The 17,787-nt window shown below is 43.4% G+C and carries 16 protein-coding genes; 10 read left to right on the forward strand and 6 right to left on the reverse strand.

The window, feature by feature from the left end:
- Positions 1-92 precede the first annotated feature (92 nt).
- The 3 genes from ACRQQK_RS19775 (at position 93) to ACRQQK_RS19785 (ending at position 1,797) form a co-directional block, all read left to right on the forward strand.
- Positions 93-680 carry an FMN-dependent NADH-azoreductase gene (locus ACRQQK_RS19775; protein WP_457514271.1) on the forward strand — a complete coding sequence of 196 codons (588 nt, stop codon included), beginning with the start codon at positions 93-95 and terminating at the stop codon, positions 678-680.
- A gap of 205 nt (positions 681-885) precedes the next feature.
- A complete protein-coding gene (locus ACRQQK_RS19780; protein ID WP_457514273.1) occupies positions 886-1,248 on the forward strand; it encodes a VC1380 family protein in 363 nt (120 codons plus the stop codon).
- 102 nt (positions 1,249-1,350) lie between these two features.
- Positions 1,351-1,797 (forward strand): tellurite resistance TerB family protein, encoded by a 447-nt coding sequence (locus ACRQQK_RS19785; protein WP_167411856.1) that lies wholly within the window; start codon positions 1,351-1,353, stop codon positions 1,795-1,797.
- Positions 1,798-1,856: 59 nt separating this feature from the next.
- On the opposite strand, the gene ACRQQK_RS19790 is transcribed toward ACRQQK_RS19785, so the two are convergent.
- Positions 1,857-2,387 (reverse strand): exonuclease domain-containing protein, encoded by a 531-nt coding sequence (locus ACRQQK_RS19790; protein WP_457514275.1) that lies wholly within the window; start codon positions 2,385-2,387, stop codon positions 1,857-1,859.
- Positions 2,388-2,712: 325 nt separating this feature from the next.
- On the opposite strand from ACRQQK_RS19790, the gene ACRQQK_RS19795 reads away from it, so the two are divergent.
- From ACRQQK_RS19795 to ACRQQK_RS19810, 4 genes are all read left to right on the forward strand, one after another.
- On the forward strand, positions 2,713-3,345 hold the full coding sequence (locus ACRQQK_RS19795; RefSeq protein ID WP_457514277.1) for a DUF2760 domain-containing protein: 633 nt from the start codon (positions 2,713-2,715) through the stop codon (positions 3,343-3,345).
- Positions 3,345-5,240, forward strand: a complete 1,896-nt coding sequence (locus tag ACRQQK_RS19800) for an Hsp70 family protein (RefSeq protein ID WP_457514279.1) — start codon at positions 3,345-3,347, stop codon at positions 5,238-5,240. Before ACRQQK_RS19795 ends, ACRQQK_RS19800 begins: the two co-directional genes overlap by 1 nt.
- A gap of 204 nt (positions 5,241-5,444) precedes the next feature.
- Positions 5,445-8,261 carry an Hsp70 family protein gene (locus ACRQQK_RS19805; protein ID WP_457514280.1) on the forward strand — a complete coding sequence of 939 codons (2,817 nt, stop codon included), beginning with the start codon at positions 5,445-5,447 and terminating at the stop codon, positions 8,259-8,261.
- A 481-nt stretch (positions 8,262-8,742) separates the two neighbouring features.
- Positions 8,743-9,291: an MSHA operon transcriptional regulator gene (locus tag ACRQQK_RS19810; protein ID WP_457514283.1), complete on the forward strand. Its 549-nt coding sequence runs from the start codon at positions 8,743-8,745 to the stop codon at positions 9,289-9,291.
- Positions 9,292-9,403: 112 nt separating this feature from the next.
- Here the strand turns inward: ACRQQK_RS19810 and ACRQQK_RS19815 are convergent, their stop codons facing one another.
- Positions 9,404-9,631 carry a hypothetical protein gene (locus ACRQQK_RS19815; protein WP_457514285.1) on the reverse strand — a complete coding sequence of 76 codons (228 nt, stop codon included), beginning with the start codon at positions 9,629-9,631 and terminating at the stop codon, positions 9,404-9,406.
- A 161-nt stretch (positions 9,632-9,792) separates the two neighbouring features.
- The gene (locus tag ACRQQK_RS19820; protein ID WP_457514286.1) at positions 9,793-10,572 is read right to left on the reverse strand and encodes a GNAT family N-acetyltransferase; all 780 of its coding nucleotides are present in this window, start codon (positions 10,570-10,572) and stop codon (positions 9,793-9,795) included.
- A 292-nt stretch (positions 10,573-10,864) separates the two neighbouring features.
- On the opposite strand from ACRQQK_RS19820, the gene ACRQQK_RS19825 reads away from it, so the two are divergent.
- On the forward strand, positions 10,865-12,838 hold the full coding sequence (locus tag ACRQQK_RS19825; RefSeq protein ID WP_457514288.1) for a diguanylate cyclase domain-containing protein: 1,974 nt from the start codon (positions 10,865-10,867) through the stop codon (positions 12,836-12,838).
- Here the strand turns inward: ACRQQK_RS19825 and queC are convergent.
- A complete protein-coding gene (gene queC, locus ACRQQK_RS19830) occupies positions 12,804-13,493 on the reverse strand; it encodes a 7-cyano-7-deazaguanine synthase QueC (RefSeq protein ID WP_102968000.1) in 690 nt (229 codons plus the stop codon). The genes ACRQQK_RS19825 and queC overlap by 35 nt on opposite strands.
- Before the next feature lie 11 nt (positions 13,494-13,504).
- Complete coding sequence (queE, locus tag ACRQQK_RS19835) at positions 13,505-14,173, reverse strand: 7-carboxy-7-deazaguanine synthase QueE (RefSeq protein WP_457514290.1); 669 nt, start codon at positions 14,171-14,173, stop codon at positions 13,505-13,507.
- Between the two features lie 241 nt (positions 14,174-14,414).
- On the opposite strand from queE, the gene yidA reads away from it, so the two are divergent.
- Positions 14,415-15,221: a sugar-phosphatase gene (gene yidA, locus ACRQQK_RS19840; protein WP_457514292.1), complete on the forward strand. Its 807-nt coding sequence runs from the start codon at positions 14,415-14,417 to the stop codon at positions 15,219-15,221.
- 114 nt (positions 15,222-15,335) lie between these two features.
- Here yidA and ACRQQK_RS19845 read toward each other — a convergent pair whose 3' ends face one another.
- A complete protein-coding gene (locus ACRQQK_RS19845; protein ID WP_457514294.1) occupies positions 15,336-16,277 on the reverse strand; it encodes an NAD(P)-dependent oxidoreductase in 942 nt (313 codons plus the stop codon).
- Between the two features lie 457 nt (positions 16,278-16,734).
- Between ACRQQK_RS19845 and ACRQQK_RS19850 the strand changes: the two genes are divergently transcribed.
- A complete protein-coding gene (locus tag ACRQQK_RS19850) occupies positions 16,735-17,763 on the forward strand; it encodes an amino acid ABC transporter substrate-binding protein (RefSeq protein ID WP_457514296.1) in 1,029 nt (342 codons plus the stop codon).
- Positions 17,764-17,787: the final 24 nt, after the last annotated feature.

Consider the following 17,787-nt stretch of genomic DNA (forward strand, 5'->3'; position numbering starts at 1 on the left):
GAATGAGTCATGCAAATATTCCTGCTTTTTTTGTGTGTTGCCTCTCATTATTATGCAAGCATCAATGTGATACCTCCATCAAAGGAAAAATTATGTCTCAAGTACTTGCACTTAAATCCAGCATCCTTGGTGATTACTCTCAATCAAGTAAACTGATTGATGCTTACCTAACCAAATTCGATCAAGATAAACTCGTTGTTCGTGATCTGGCTGCTTCTCCTCTTCCAGTACTTGATTTATCAGTAGCAACAGCACTTCGCGCTACGGATGATCTGACTGCAGAACAAAAAGAAGTTGTTGAACTTTCAGATGCACTTATCGCTGAAATCAACGCGGCAGATACTCTTGTTATCGCGGCACCTATGTACAACTTCACTATCCCAACTCAGCTTAAAAACTGGTTTGATTTGATTGCTCGCGCTGGCGTGACATTCAAATACACTGAAACAGGTGTACAAGGTCTAATTGAAGGCAAGAAAGCTGTTGTTATCACCACTCGCGGTGGTATCCACAAAGATTCTGCAACTGACAACGTGACGCCTTACCTAAAAACGATTCTAGGTTTTGTTGGTATTACAAACGTTGAGTTTGTATACGCAGAAGCCCTAAACATGGGCGAAGAACCAGCGGCTAAAGGGATTGAATCAGCACAATCTCAACTAGAAGCTATCGCACTGTAATACCTAAACTACGGCATAGCCAGTAGTCCATAACTCAGTGCATTCAAAGCAGTCCTCAAGGGCTGCTTTTTTATTGGTACTGCCTAAATTGGACAAATTTAGTGGCACGCCCCACATTTATTAAGAGAATGAGGTTAAGAATACTTAGTTTTCATGACGTTTGGCCGTTAATATACGCAGACTGGAATACCAATAAGACCACATTTTGAAAGCATCAGAACTTAAAGCGTTATTAGACTCACTTCCACAAGACTTCGACCCAGACATAGTGATGGGTGAAGATTGGCTGCCAGAACGCCTGATCAATACGCATCTTAATGACGATTTCTTGTTTCTGGAATTCGACAATGCGCCTGAAGAAGATCAAGGCGAAGAAGAAGGCAGAGGATTTGTCGAACATGAAATTGAGATGATCCGTAGCCAAATTGAAGCTCTCCTGCGAGAAGAAGACAAAGGCATTAAAACCAAAGCAGAAATGTTGCTGACCTTACTGGTGATGGCACATGAGCGTACCAGTTCAGAATTTATTGAATTAATTGAACCTTTTGTCTCCGATGACGATTACTGATCTTCCCTTTCTTGCTGATTTAGCGAAACCTGATTGAACTGTTTGGCTTAAAATCGGTCTTTAAAATAATAGATGTAATATATAAGTGAGTGAGATTTCATTATGTTCAACGCTATTACCTCGTTGTTTAAACAGTTACTTGATGGACAAGATCTTAGTCAACAAAAGCACAGTCCAAATCTTGCGATAGCCTGTTTATTAAGTGAAGTCGCAGGCGCTGACTACCAAACTGATAGCAAAGAGCAGGACGCAAAACTGCATCTGGTCCAACGTTTATTGGGTCTGGATGAAGCCGAAGCTGAATCTTTAGTCAACAAAGCAGATGAACAGATTAAACAATCAGCTTCACTGTACGATTTTACTTCGCAATTACGCGATCTTTCACAAGAAACACGCTTTGAACTGATAAAAGCGATGTGGGAAGTTGCCCACGCTGACGGCGAAATTGACCCGTTAGAAGATGCTGTCATTCGCAAAGCCTCAGAACTGCTCTACGTGGATCATAACCAGTTTATTCGCGCAAAACTGATGACGGCAAATAAACAGTAAACCTCAACAGATACAATAAAGGGCACCTTAGTGCCCTTTGTCTTTAAATGTTTACCCATTTACAGCATGGTTAATGCGAGCTTCGCTAAGTTGTAAGCATCCACGTATCCTGAATGCTGGCGACCTTCCCACTCAATTCCTTTTCCTTCTTGAGCAGCACGGTGACCAATACGTTTATCCTTCATTCGATTTTGAATGCGAAAGATGGTAGCGAGATTAAGGAACTCTTTAAACGGAACCTCAATCCCTTTTTTTTGGCACTCTTTGATTAAGATTTGATCATCTCGTCCCCAAGACGCGTAAATCTTATGTGGGCCACCAAAATTCTTCACCATCGACTTTAAAACCTCAGCCAATGGGCGACCTTGCTTCTCTATTTTTCTCGGCGTAATGCCCGTTAGCTCGGTGCAAAACAACGAAATTTCGTCATGTTCAGGTTTCACGTAATACTGAGCGCGTTTTACGATCTCTCCTGCCGATAAATCAATTTCAGCCAGCCCTATTTCAATGATCTCGCCAGTCGTGCCTACTCCGTTTTCATTCCAACAGCACATTTCCAAATCGAAGCAAACAATACGGTTATAGTTCATTGGTAAATCTGGTCCCTTTCTTTTAAAGCTGAACATCTAAAACTGAAAAGCCGCTATGTTACCTTAACAAATACGAAAACTCGACGCTCAAACGTAATTTAGCCTTTCTAAGCCGTCCCCAACGGGCTCATTTGCTTACTTATCCTGCAAAGGTGTTTAAAAGATAGTCTATTGAACGAGATTAATAGTGAGAAAACCGCATTTCTGTAAGCCTTAATCCTTGAATATGGTAAGATTCGCCCCTATTTTTTTGCTAACTTTTATCTAGTCGTGCAGTAATTTTGCTCAACATTTTCTGCATTCATCCATCTATAGAGAATTCATCATGAACTTCGATTTAAACGCCATTCCAACCACTTTCGATATCCTTCATGCTGGTTTAGCCGCGTCTAGCGTTCTGCTTCTACTTATTGCCGTATCTCGTAAATCCAAAGTAGTCGAGAAAGTGGTTGAGAAACCAGTAGAAAAAATTGTGGAAGTGGAAAAGCCGGTTGAAAAGATCGTCGAAGTTGAAAAAGTTATCGAAGTTGAAAAAATCGTCGAGAAAGTGGTTGAAGTTGAATCAAAACTGACATCAGCCAATACAGACTCTGCAATGCAATTACTGTCTCTGTTGCAACAGGAAGCGCGTCTTATTGATTTCCTGAAAGAAGATGTGACAAGTTTCTCAGACGAAGAAGTCGGTGCCGCCGCTCGTGTAATCCACGCTGGTGGTCAAAAAGTGTTAAAAGAGTATGTTTCTCTTGCTCCTATACGCAGTGAAGACGAAGAAAGTCGTATCACGTTGGAAGAAGGTTTCAATGCTCAGCAAGTTAGATTGGTAGGTAATGTTTCTGGCTCTGCGCCGTTCACTGGCACTCTGATTCATAAAGGTTGGAAAGCGGACTCTATGACGCTGCCAAAACTGGCTGAAAACTACGATGCTTCAATTATCGCTCCAGCAGAGGTTGAGCTGTAATGGAACAAAACGCAAAATTCAGTATTGGTATTGACCTAGGAACCACGCACAGTGTGCTCGCTTATGTTGATACGCAAGCGGAAAACCCAGCGGTTAAAGTCATGGGCATCGCTCAGATGACAGCACCGGGTACTGTTGAAACCCGCGAACAGCTCGGTTCGTTTTTATACCAGCCTCATGAACATGAAATGTCAGAGGCTTCCAGAAAGCTTCCTTGGACAGATACACCACCAGCCTTGGTTGGCGCAATTGCTCGTAATCTTGGTGTGAAAACGCCGATTCGTCTGATTGCCAGTGCGAAATCTTGGCTGTGTCATGGTGGCGTGAACCGTCGCGATGCGTTTCTGCCTCAAGGTAGCCCTGAAGATGTGGCAAAAGTTTCGCCACTACGTGCGACGGAGCTTTACTTAGAGCACATCAAGCAAGCTTGGGATCATGAGCACCCTGCTCACCCAATTTCAGAACAAGATGTCACCATTACTGTTCCTGCATCGTTTGACCCTGCAGCACGTGACCTTACCGCAGAGGCGGCACGTAATGTGGGTTTTACCCATTTAACTCTATTGGAAGAACCACAGGCGGCACTTTACAGCTGGATTAACAACAGCAGTGATGCTTGGCGCAATGAAGTATCAGTCGGTGAAGTGATTCTGGTGGTTGATATCGGCGGCGGTACAACTGACTTATCTTTGGTGGAAGTAACCGAAGATCAGGGCAACCTTTCACTGAATCGTATTGCGGTGGGTGAGCATATTTTGCTGGGTGGCGACAACATGGATCTAGCGCTTGCCTACCGTTTGAAAATGAAGCTTGCTCAAGAAGGCAAAGAACTCCAACCGTGGCAAGTACAGGCAATGACGCACGCTTGTCGCGATGCTAAAGAAGCGCTTCTGAAAGATTCTGAACTGCAATCTGTGCCGATTGTGGTGCCAAGCCGCGGCTCTAAACTATTGGGCGCGACGTTAAAAACGGAATTGACCAAAGAAGAAGTACAGCAAACATTGGTTGATGGTTTCTTCCCGCAAGTTGCTATCACCGATCACCCTGTGCAAAAGCCTCGCGGCGCTTTGACTCATATGGGTCTGCCGTATGCACAAGATGCCGGTATTACTCGTCACATTGCCGCTTTCTTGTCAAAGCAGGCTGATGCTCAAGGACACAGCGCTCAGGGCTATGGTGAGCCTGCGCCATTCAATATGGCGGGGATTCCGGGCATGTCTGCGCCGGTGGCAAATTTCATCAAGCCAAACGCAGTTTTGTTTAACGGTGGTGTGCTTAAGTCTGATCTTTTAGCGAACCGACTGTTTACTACCATTAACCAATGGCTAAGCGGCGCGCAAGCTCCTGAGGCGAAACGTCTTACTGGTCTTGACCTAGATCTTGCTGTTGCAAGCGGTGCTGCGTACTACGGTAACGTGCGTCGTGGACAAGGTGTTCGAATTCGTGGTGGTATTGCATCCGCTTATTACGTCGGTATTGAAAGTGCCATGCCTGCTATTCCGGGCATGGCTCCGCCAATGGAGGCTCTTTGTGTTGCACCATTTGGCATGGAAGAAGGTTCACATGTTGAAGTTCCAAGCCAACAATTTGGTCTTGTGATTGGTCAACCGGTTCACTTCCAGTTCTTTGGTTCAACCACTCGCCGTGATGATATTGCAGGTACCCACCTTGATTATTGGGCACCAGAGGAACTGGAAGAATTGCCTGAGATTCAAGTCACACTGCCTGTTTCAGAAGGTCGTCGCGAAGGTGAAGTAGTTCCAGTGACTCTTGCTTCACGCGTTACAGAGTTAGGTACTCTTTACCTCGAAGCCATTGCAGCGGATAACGGCCAAAAATGGCATGTTGAATTCGATGTAAGGGAATCAAGCGAAGATTCTCAGCAGCAACATTAATCTTTAAACGGCATCCCTAGCGATGCCGTTTATCTATACCCAAACTACCTGAAGTTGCAGGTAGGCGGCAAGTGAGTGAATCCCCATGAGCATAGATAACTATGTGATTGGGGTGAACGAGTGAATCCCCTACACCAAAACATAAAGCGCTGCAACTTCAAGTAGGAAGGGTATATCTGAATATATAACGAGGTTTCTATTATTATGGCAGCACCGCGTTTTCTTGTCGGGATCGATTTAGGTACCACTAATACAGTGGTCGCATTCTGTGAACTGATGGATGATCTCGAACATGCCGCTGTAGAACTCTTTCCTATTGATCAGTTAATAGGCCCCGGTGAAGTGGTTCGTAAACCACTGTTACCTTCATTTAGATATCACCCTGCACCGGGTCAAATTGCGGCCAGCGATTTAACCCTGCCTTGGGATAACCGCCCCGTCGAAGGCGACACCGAACTCGCGATTATTGGCCAGTGGGCAAGAGATTTAGGAGCAAAGGTCGAAGGTCGACAAGTCTCCAGTGCAAAAAGCTGGTTGTCTCATCCAAGTGTGGATCGCTCTGAAGCCATTCTTCCTTGGGCTGGTTCAGCCGATGTCGAAAAAGTCTCCCCTGTAGTAGCAAGCGCCAGTTACCTCAACCATATCCGCCAAGCGTGGAACTACCGACATCCTAGTAATCCTCTGGAAGCTCAGGAAGTGGTAGTCACCGTTCCGGCTTCATTTGATGAAACCGCGCGAAACCTGACCTTAGAAGCGGCAAAGCTGGCTGGTTTAAACAACATAATTCTGCTAGAAGAGCCACAAGCGGTCTGCTATGACTGGTATTCACGCCATAAAGATTCTGCTAATGAACAGCTGTCAGAAATTCCACTAATTTTGGTTTGTGATGTGGGCGGCGGCACCACCGACTTAAGCTTGATTGAAGCGAAATTTGAAAGCGGAGAACTGACTTTAAACCGTATTGGCGTTGGTGAGCACCTAATGCTTGGCGGTGACAACCTCGACCTAGCGCTCGCTCATTTAGCAGAAAGCCGATTTAATCAAAGTAAGAAGCTAACAGCGGCGGGATTAACAAAGCTTATTCAGCAAACCCGACAAGCGAAAGAAAACTTGCTCTCCGGTAACGCACCAGAGACAGTGAAAATCACCATGTTGGGCAGCGGTTCAAAACTGCTTGGCGGCACAAAGAGCGTCAGCTTAACCAAACAGGAAGTTCACCAGATTGCATTAGATGGTTTCTTCCCTGTGTCTGATTTCTCTGAACTGCCAAACAAACGTCGTAGCGCGATGATGGAGTTTGGTCTGCCTTATGTCGCCGACCCTGCTGTCAGTAAACATGTAGCAGAGTTTCTTACTCAGCATCAGCAAGTGTCCAAAGCGGCACTAAACGAAACGGAGCTTAGCTCCCCTTCAATTCCTGTTGGCCTGTTGCTAAACGGTGGTGTTTTTAACAGTGACTTGATCACAGACCGCATGCTCAGCCTGCTGGGTCATTGGCGTGGTGAGGCCATTACCCAGTTGGACAACCCTCATCCAGACTGGTCGGTTGCTTTGGGTGCGGTTGCTTTTGCCAAAGCACGCCGTGGCGCGCAACTGAAAATCGGTGGTGGCTCTGCCCGTTCTTATTTCCTTCATTTGCAAGAAAAAAACAGCATGGGCAAAGCGTTGTGCCTGTTGGCGAAAGGTACGGAAGAAGGTCAAGAAATTCGTCTAAGCAGCCGTCGTTTCTCGTTAACGCTAGGTATGCCCGTTCGTTTTAACCTGCTTACCTCAACGCACGACCAAATCGCTGACAACACCAGAATACAAAATGGTGTGCTCGTTGAGATTGATGCAGATAAGTTCCAACCTTTGCCGCCATACATTACTACGTTACAGGGTGACGACAACATTCAATTACAGGCAAACCAAAAGCAACGGGAAGAGGTATTTATTGCTTGCCAGTTGACCGAAGTCGGCACTTTGAAAATGGAGTGTGTATCCACCAGCAATGAGAACAAACGCTGGCTGATGGAGTTTGAAGTACGTAACAGCAGCCAAGCTCAAAGCAATGAAGAATCAGAAAAGCCGAATCCAAAACTTGAACAGGCGAAAACACTGGTGACGCAAATATACAGCGGTAATAAAAACAGCGCTGATAGCAAAGCCGTGAAAACCTTGAACAAAGATCTGGAGAAGTTGCTGGGTAAACGCGACGAGTGGGATTTTTCCGTTTTGCGTTCCCTATTTGATACTTTGGCACAGGGAAGAAAGCGCCGTCGTCGCTCTGAACAACATGAAAAGAACTGGTTGCGACTAGCGGGTTTTGCATTGCGCCCAGGTTTTGGTGATGCCACAGACAGTTGGCGAATCGAACAGATTTGGGGCTTATACCAACAAGGCATTCAGTTCCAAAACCACCAAGGCTGGAGCGACTGGTGGGTATTCTGGCGTCGTATCGCGGGGGGGTTAAACCAAGAGCAGCAAGAGACACTGCTGGCGGATATTGCTAAGTATCTGCACCCCGGAGCTTCACGAAATCCGAAATCTCAGCAAGAAGCGCAAGATAAAGGTTACGAAGCCATGGTTCGCTTAGCCGCTTCGTTAGAACATCTGGACGTGGAAGATAAAGTTCTACTGGCAACTTGGTTTATTAATAAAGCCCTGAACCAAACTCAGTATGAGCAAGCTCATTGGTGGGCTGTCGGTCGTCTGTTGTCTCGTACACCTCTGTATGGCAGTGCACACAATGTCGTTGCTCGTGAGCAAGTTCAGCAATGGTTACCAAAACTGCTAGACAAAGACTGGCTGAAAGAACCAATGATCGCGTTTGCAGCAGTGATGATTTGCCGTAAGACTGGTGATAGAACACTGGATATCTCAGACGATTTTAGAACTTTGGTTCTTGAGAAACTCAAGCAAAGCCGAGCGCCTGAAGCTTGGATACAGTTGGTCGAAAATGTCAGTGAACTGAGTGAAACAGAGTCTAAGCGTATTTTTGGTGATGCCTTACCCCATGGTTTAACGCTCATTTCTCACTAAGAAAATCTAAACTGAAGCCGCCTTAAACGTCTCGTTAAGCGGCTTCAGTTTTTCTTAAAATCTCACCTTTGTTTAAACAAGCCTTACTTAAACGCTCTTTCATCGTTCATTTCTATATATATTTTCTTTCAATTAGACGAAAAAATGCGCATTTTTAGACTCGCATTTGAGCTATGAACCGTTGTAGAATGTGCGCCCTCGCAGCCCGAGTGGCTAACTCACTGTAAGCGGCGAGAAATTCTCTGCTCGATTTGAATTTGCAAACCATAGAGACGTTGCTGAATTAAATTACTTAGCGAATGTGATTTGCCTAAGTGAATACCATCAACCTTATTGCAGATTCAGTTGAGAAGAGTATAAGTTGATTTACACTCAAATGAGTTCAACCCAAGGTGTAAATCGTTTTCGATACCTTATATTCGAAATGGCAATAACTTTCGTATTAACTTCTTACAGCATTACTTAAAGATCGTGAAAGCCAATGAATCAAGATAAGTTTACTAACGTTTATCGTCTGCCGGGTTCTATTCAAGTTCGTATTGCCAAATGGCAAGCGACGTTTCGTGGCACCTCGGATATTGTTTTGCACGATGCACTCATCGTTCGAAACAAGCAATTCCAAAAACCAGATTTTCTACCCAGAGGCTGGTGCCTGACACCTTTCTCTGAAGACGATATTTCTATCACTCATCATGGCAAATACATTCAAACAACGATGCTCACCATGATTGACAAGAAAGTGTCGTACAAACGTGTTTATTTGTCTCGTGTACCTCTTGAGCAGGCAGAGCCAGCTTTACGCCAGTACAAATTAGAATGGATGCGTAAGTACAACGATATCGTCAACAAATACAATAAGATAAAGAAAAAAGAGTTAATGGTTCACGCTTGGGAGGAAGTAGAGACTCTTTACCCTTCTATCCCTAAAGCAGAATTTGATAAGAATCTATGGAACAAGCTGGTGATCTCTCAGTTTGGGCCAGAGCGCAAATACTCTAATCAATACTTTGTAAAGAAAGCCGATTTTTAGCTTTTGTTTATCTGCAAACAAACGAAGCTTAGCTCTAAAATATTTAAGGCTCATGTGAATTCACATGAGCCTTTTTACTTTCAACTAATTACACGTTCAATCTTTTGTTTGATCAGTGTTGAACGCCAGATGGATTAGAGCCGAAATCGGATTGTTTGTAGATATCGGCAAGGGATTTGTTTTTGTGCTTTGCGGTATGACGTCGAGACCGTTTCGGTTCAAATTCTTGCTCGACATGTTTGAGTGTGGCTTCGTGTTCCTTAGCCATTTCTATAAACTCAGGGTTAGACATCGCCTCTTGGCGTAGGCGGTTAATGCGTTCTAATGTTTCTAACAACATAAGTTACCTCCTCTAGCACTGTTTATGTGTACAGTATAGATAAGGTTACCCAATTGTCAATAAAACACTGGTTATTAACACAGTAACTGTGCTTTAGCTCTTACTTCATGATCCTTAAGGATCTTTAACCATTCATGTAGTAAATGTTTGTTTTAAAAACATTAGTTGATATCAGGATGTTGATAGAAGTACGGTGTGGTTTTAGCGATCACTTTAAAACCGTATCGCTCAACAATAGGTCGACTCATCTCAGAAGCATCAATATATAAGTAGTGTTTACCCGCAAGGATTGAATCTCTGATGCGCTGCTTAAGCAATGCTTGATAATGCCCTCGCCCACGGTGAGTTTGAACCGTACTTCCGCCCCAAATCCCAGCAAATGGAGAATTAACACTGTTGAAGATCACCCACGCAGAAGAAACAGGCTGATCACCATCATAGATAACATAAATACGAATGCTTTCAGGACATGTTTGTTTGAGATTTAACAGATGCGAAAAATAACCACTGCAATCTTCACCTGTTTGAGATTGCTTGACGGCAATTGCATCACGGATTCCACGTTCATCAAACGCCTCAACGCACTGGGTCTGGAGCTCCGGAGGGGAATCATAGTCACGAAGATTCATAACCATAAAGGACTCTGGATCTTGTTCGTAAAAACCTTTGTTGAGAAGCGTACTGTCGATATCGCTTGGCTTATCGAAATCGTAGACCTTCCATTCAAAGTTTTTACCTAAGCGGTAGAAATACTCCATTTGCTGATCGATAACTTCAGACGCCTTTGAGCTATCTAAATTGAAATAAGCAATAAAACTCCCATCGTCATCAGGAGAGACCACTCTGACAAGCGTTGTATCCGAATAGATCTCCCAGCCGGGTATATCAATATTCATTCGCTCATAGCAGTTAAATTGAGTCATGATGTCAGTCGCGTTCAAGGCATTTCCTCTCAAAAACAAATTTTAAAACGTCTAAGTTCGAGTGACCTGATATTGTGTTCGGCATTATCTACTTAGTTTTCAAACAGTGTTAGTAATTTCGAACCTACACGTATTTTCTTATTTTAAGTTAGCTGGTTAGCTCTGATTTTGTCCTGAAAACGCAACTTATTTGGAGTGAATTTCGGCGCATTTCACAGATTATTATCTGGCAAAAATAACGAATTGAGAGCCTCTTTCCACAAGCATATAGTTGTTAGGTTTTCCAGCAACTCAGCTTACAGTGCTTGCAATGCTCAATATTTACACCGCAATTCTTTTCTTCTCATTCTTGTTTTTTAACCCTATCAGCCAAGCGAGTGAAAGAGCTGAATGGGAAGCGGTGGTTAACAAAACCCTAAGTCGCAATCCCGACTCTGTGCTGCAACTTTTCAAGGACAGGTATACCTCACTCCCGCCGAGCTCAGAAAAGCTCTACATCGCCAGTCGTATTCATGAATACATGACCAAGCTTGGGCAAGATTATTTTGCTAGTGACAACTCCATTCAACTTTCATACAACGAAGAAGAAAAGCTATTTATACAAGCGCTCAATGAAGAGAAGAACAAGCAATACATTAACGCGAGTGAGCTTTACCAAGAGCTCTATTCGCGAATGAAACAACGACAAGATAGTGATGGCATTTTCTTGTTTGAGTACCATCTGTGCCGCTTGATAAACCTACAAGCAAACAATTTGCACAACCAAAACTTCTGTGACCAGCTTCAGAGCTCGCTCGATCACAACGATAATCCAGTGGTTCCTCGCTATCGTGCTTTCATGGTTATTGCAAAAAATTTCGAACTTATCGGTGACTACAAAAGTGCTCTAAACAACTACAAGCGTCTGCTAGATGATCTTCCAGAAGGAACCAATACTGCAACAATATTCAATGATATCGGCCTTTTACTTTGTACCTTGGGGCAACATCAACAAGCACTTGAATACCTCTACCGTGCTCTGACACTTCACATAGAAAACCGAAACGACGATGGCATCGCACAAACAGAGCACAATTTAGGTGAGGTCTATCATCACAAAGGTGAGTTTCACCAAAGCATCGCCCATTTTAATAAAGCCCGTCTGATCCACCTTAAGAAAAACGACCTCAGAGGGTTGGCTTACGTTCATCTTGGTTTGGGTAAATCACATACAGAATTAGGCTCGTTTCACCAAGGTATAAATGAACTATTAAAAGGACTCGACTACGCCATTCAACACGACGAAATCGGTCTGAAAAGCGATATAGTGCTTGCTCTGTCTAACTCCTATGTTCAAAAGAAGTATTACAGACAAGCCGAATATTACGGGTTAAAGGCGAAAGCCCTTGCTGAAGAGTCGCAAAATATCCGTACGCTAATACAAGCATTGCGCCAGTTAGCAAAGATTGCTGACAAGAGTGGTAAGTATGAAATGGCACTCTCGTATTACCGCGAGTACGTCGAAAATGAGATAACAATTCGCGACCGTGAACACTTCCAAGCTTTGGAAGCGTTGGATCAATCAACCTCTTCTCTCGAACAGAAAAACATTAGGTCAGAACTGCTAGCGCAGAATGAACAGCTTAGTATCCATATAGAGTCAATGAGGCAGGAACAACGTTACTTGCTACTAATTATTGTATTGCTGCTGCTATCCATCGCCTATCTTGTTCACAAATCGGTGCATTTAAACAGTAACCAGCAAGTGGACTGCCTTACTGATGCCCTTCATCGAACAGTCTTCATTCATCATTTGAAAACGGTCGAAAAGCCTCACACATTAGAGACCAGAAATGTGGTAATTCTTTTTGATATCGACAATCTCAAATTAATTAACGATAGATACGGGTACGAAGTTGGCAACAAAGCACTGAGAACAATTTCCAATATGATGAAACAGTGTTTGAAGACGGATGATTTCTGGGGGCGTTTAGGTGGCGATGAGTTTATCACCGTATTAACCAATGTAGATCAGTACGAAGTACAGCAGCGGGTTGAATCGTTACACAAGGCACTAACTTCTAGGCCTTATTGGTATCACACTAACGAGGCAGGTAATAAAAAGCCGCTGTATTTATCCACCAGCTTTGCATTTATAGCAACAGCGGGGCAAATCAGCGACTTTAATCAGCTTTACTCTGTTTTAGATCAGGCGTTATTCAAAACCAAACAAAAAGGACAAAACTGTATTTTCGATGCTTGCAGCGACTCTATTGATTGTTCTTTTGCTTTAAAGACTCAATAACAGCGGCGCGATTATCCAAGTAATCATTCAGCCCTGCCTTACGTAAATGACACGCAGGGCAATCACCACATCCGTCACCGATGATACCGTTATAACACGTCAGTGTTTCATTGCGCACGAGATCAAGCGATTGGTATTGATCAGCCAATGCCCAAGTTTCGGCTTTATTTAACCACATAAGCGGGGTGCGGATTTCTAACTCACGGTCCATCCCTTTGACAAGGGCACTGTTCATCGCCTTGATGAAATCGTTTCGACAATCTGGATAACCAGAAAAATCGGTTTCACAAACACCCGTAATGACCGTTTGCGCACCAATTTGGTATGCATAAATACCCGCTAGCGTTAAAAACAGAATGTTTCGACCAGGTACAAATGAGTTTGGAAGGCCGTTTTCCTGGAGTTCATGGGAAACTGGGATATCGTCACGCGTCAGTGAACTAATAGCGAGTTCATTAAGCAGACCAACATCTAGCACTTTGTGTGCAGTTACGCCTAACTTCTTGGTTAACGCTTGAGCCACTTCTATTTCAAGTTTGTGTCTCTGCCCATAATCGAAGGTAATGGCATGAACTTCATCAAACTCTTGTAGCGCTTGGACCAAACATGTCGTTGAATCCTGACCACCACTAAATACAACAACCGCTTTTTTCATGGGTAAATCCTTTAGGCAATACTGAGATACTTATGTGTTTGAATAGACAAACGCCAGTTACGCGCCACGCAAGTATCAATACACAATTGTGTTGCTCTCGGCTTCTGACTAATAGGCTGCAGAGCAATCACGGTTGATTCGGGAACATTGGCAGACTGGAGCAACTGATCCAAGTTCTCAATATCTTTGTCTGTCGCAACTGGATGTTTAATCTCGTTCGCACGTAACAATGCCGATTCGATAACAGGTAGCTTACCTTTCATTGCTACTTTTGGTGACACTGTCACCCATGTGTCTTTAGTTGCTTTAACTTCAAAGGTTCCGCTGGTTTCGATTTGGCATTGGCAGCCAATCTCTTCAAACGCCTGAGTAAGAGGAACTAGATCATAGATACAAGGCTCACCACCAGTAATAACAATATGCTTCGCTGTGTATCCCTGCGACTGATACATCTCAATGATCTGTTGTGCTGAAGCAGAGCACCAGTTTGGCGAGTCGCCAGTTTTTATAATAATCTGAGCGAAAGACTGCTGGTCTTGCTCATTGGCTTCCCACGTCTGCTTAGTGTCACACCAAGCGCAACCCACAGGGCATTCTTGTAAACGAACGAAAACGGCAGGAACGCCTGTAAATACGCCCTCACCCTGTATCGTTTCAAACATTTCGTTAACTTTGTACAAAGTATTTTGCCTAATTCAAATTTCCGAAAAATCGCAGCCGCAGACCTTAATAGAAGGTCTGCTTCAGGTCAATTTAAAACCTCGCCTGAATCACAAAAATCATCATTGCACTAAATAAATAATCAGTATTCCGGCTCAAACTAATCATGCAATTTGTTTTGCTCTTTGCATCACAAACGAGCAAACTGTCATAAATTATAGATATTCTTTTCCGAATTAATTTAAGCATTCTAGGTATCACATGTACAAAATCATCGCCCTTGATATGGATGGCACTCTTCTTAATAGCCAAAAACAAATTACGCCACGCACAAAACAAGCTATTGCTCTAGCAAAAGAGCAAGGTGTACGAGTGGTTCTTGCTTCAGGTCGCCCAATTGATGGTATGCGTAGCAAACTTGAAGAGCTCGAATTAACCTCAGATCAAGATTATGTCCTTCACTACAATGGCTCTATGGTGCAAAACGTCGCGACTGGTGAAGTTATCTATAAGCAAATCATTGACGGCAAAGCGGCGAAAACCATCGCCAAATTGGCTACTGAGTTGGGTGTAAATACACATGCATTCAGTCAGATCCACGGACTTATCACACCGCGCGTCAGCGAGTTCACAGAACTTGAGTCGAAAATCAACGACGGCTTAAAGATCACTGAGATGGATTTTTCTGAGTTAGAAGACGATCACCCTATCATCAAAACCATGATTGTCGCTGAACCAAGCCTGCTCTCTGAAGCGATCAAGAAAATTCCTGCACATTTACATCAACAATTTACTGTGGTGCAAAGTGCCCCACACTTTCTAGAGTTTTTGAACACACAAAGTAATAAAGGTGTGGGTGTTAAAGCGATTGCAGACCACCTTGGTGTGCCAGCTAGCCAAGTCATGTGTATGGGTGATGCTGAAAATGATCACCATATGATTGAGTACGCAGGAATGGGAATTGCGATGGCTAACGCAATGGAAGAAACCAAACGCATCGCAGATTACATCACACTCAGCAACGATGAAGATGGTGTTGCAGCGGCTATAGAGAAGTTTGTTCTGTAACCGTTTCTGCTAACAATCCGCAACAAGATCAAAAAGGGCTGATTTCAATATATGAAGTCAGCCCTTTTCATTGATAAGAGTTTGAATTAAAGAAGCTTATCCATGCCTACTCGGCTATTTCTTTTCACTGCCTGGCTTTATCACTCTTTGTTGACTGTGCAGCAAAGAAAACTCTTGGGTTAGCTGAGAGACTAAGACACAAATTCGTTGTCTGTCCTTTTTCGCCTGTTTTAAACGCTCGCCCAATTGAGCAGGGCTTGAAAACTCTTCCCTTTCTGCATCTCTGCGACAAAGGTCAATCACATCATATGAACAAGCTTTTTCAAACAACACCAACTCTGCCTGTTGCATATATCGCATCGCTTTCATTGGCAGAAGTTCAACATCGGAACCATATTCTATCCATGTGACTTCACCGATGTTTTCGATATTTTTTTCCAGAGCTGTTAGGTAAAGATTCTCCAATTGTTCACGCGAAACGGCTTCTTTAACTTCTCTGATAGAAAAAAACATTTCCCAAAACTTGCGACGTAGATCAACTGTTGGCAGATGCTCTTTAATCGAAGTTCGTTTAGAAGCACCAAACTCTGCGAGTAGACCTAAATTTTGCGGCAATACCGACTCTAAAGTTTCACGAACATTGCGCACAAGCACGGGAGACGCGCCTCCGCTTGAAATCGCTATCTGAATTCGGCCTCTATTTATCATCGAAGGGGTAATGAAATCACAATAGGGTAAATCGTCTACCACATTGACTAAAACGCCAGCATTTTTTGCATCTTTATGCACTTGATGGTTAAGTTCTGGGTTATCCGTGGTCGCCCATACCTGCACGAAACGATTACTTATAACACTCGGCGAATAGAAGTTTTGTATCCACTCACATTTCCTTTGTTCTACAAGCTTATACAGGTACTGAGCAATCTGAGGGGAAACGATAGTAACACGTGCACCAGCTCGTAATAACGCGTCAATTTTACGGCATGCAACCTCACCTCCACCAACGACTAAAACAGCTTTATTTGAGAGATCCAGGAATAGAGGAAAATATTGCATTTAAATTTCATCACAATGTAAATAACTATTCGCTAATGCTAACAAAAAAGGTGCAACAAAATCACTAGCCAAGAGTCATCAAATAATTAATGACTGAATTTTAAGCCATTATTAGATGATCATATAAGTCTGATTCGTTAACATCATGTTAATCTGTCAAATATTTAGTTAATTATCCCGAAGACATTCTGTTGCACCAAGGGTGAGCCTAGTTGCACTATTTACATTGTCACAACATTTAGCCATTCTAAACCAAGCTTAGGTATGTGATTTCCCTCGAAAGTCTATTTAAATTATGTATTTGAGAAATCCAGAATTTATATCTACGCTTTTAAATAACTGATGAGAAGCACCTTAAAGGTGCAGCCCATTAGGGAACTAACTATAAAACACAACATATATAAAGCTTGTATCAGGTGTCACCTGGTCAAACATGGATCATACAGGAAGGATACAAATGGCGAATAAACTCACACTTCTTGCCACAGTTGTAGCGGCATCTTCTGCTTTCGCAGCGACTTCGGCTTCAGCAGCAGATAGTACTTTAGACAAAGTTATGGCTGCTGGCGTTTTATCTTGTGGTGTAAGTACAGGTCTACCAGGCTTTTCTAACCCTAACTCAAAAGGCGAATGGGAAGGAATTGACGTAGAATACTGTCAAGCGGTTGCTGCTGCGGTTCTTGGCGACAAAACTAAAGTTAAATACGTACCACTTACAGCTAAAGAACGTTTTACAGCTCTACAATCTGGTGAGATAGACGTTTTGTCTCGCAACACAACATGGACGCTACAACGTGATACCGCACTTGGTTTGAACTTCGTCGGTGTGAACTACTATGATGGTCAAGGCTTCATGGTCAAGAAAGACCTAGGCCTATCAAGCGCTAAAGAACTTGACGGCGCTTCAGTTTGTGTACAATCAGGTACAACAACTGAGCTAAACCTAGCTGACTACTTCCGTGCAAACGGCATGAGTTACAAACCTGTAGTATTTGATACTGCGGCACAAACTTCAAAAGGTTTCGATTCTGGCCGTTGTGACGTGCTAACCACTGACCAATCAGGTCTTTACGCGCTTCGTCTGAATTTAACAAATCCTGATTCTGCTGTAGTACTACCAGAGATCATTTCTAAAGAGCCTCTAGGTCCAGTTGTTCGTCAAGACGACGACAAATGGTTCAACATTGCTAAGTGGACTCTTAACGCAATGATCAACGCAGAAGAGTACGGCATCACGTCTAAAAACGCAGATGAAATGCTTAAGTCTGACAACCCAGAAATCAAACGTATTCTTGGCGTTGACGGTCCTAAAGGTTCTGGTTTAGGTATTCGTGATGATTGGAGCTACCAAGTAGTTAAACAAGTTGGTAACTACGGTGAAAGCTTTGAACGTACAGTAGGTAAAGGCTCTCCACTACAAATATCTCGTGGTGTGAACGCATTATGGAATGCGGGCGGCTTTATGTACGCTCCACCTATCCGTTAATAGATATCTAATTGAAATGGGCGG

The organism is Vibrio sp. C8, assembly GCF_054051265.1.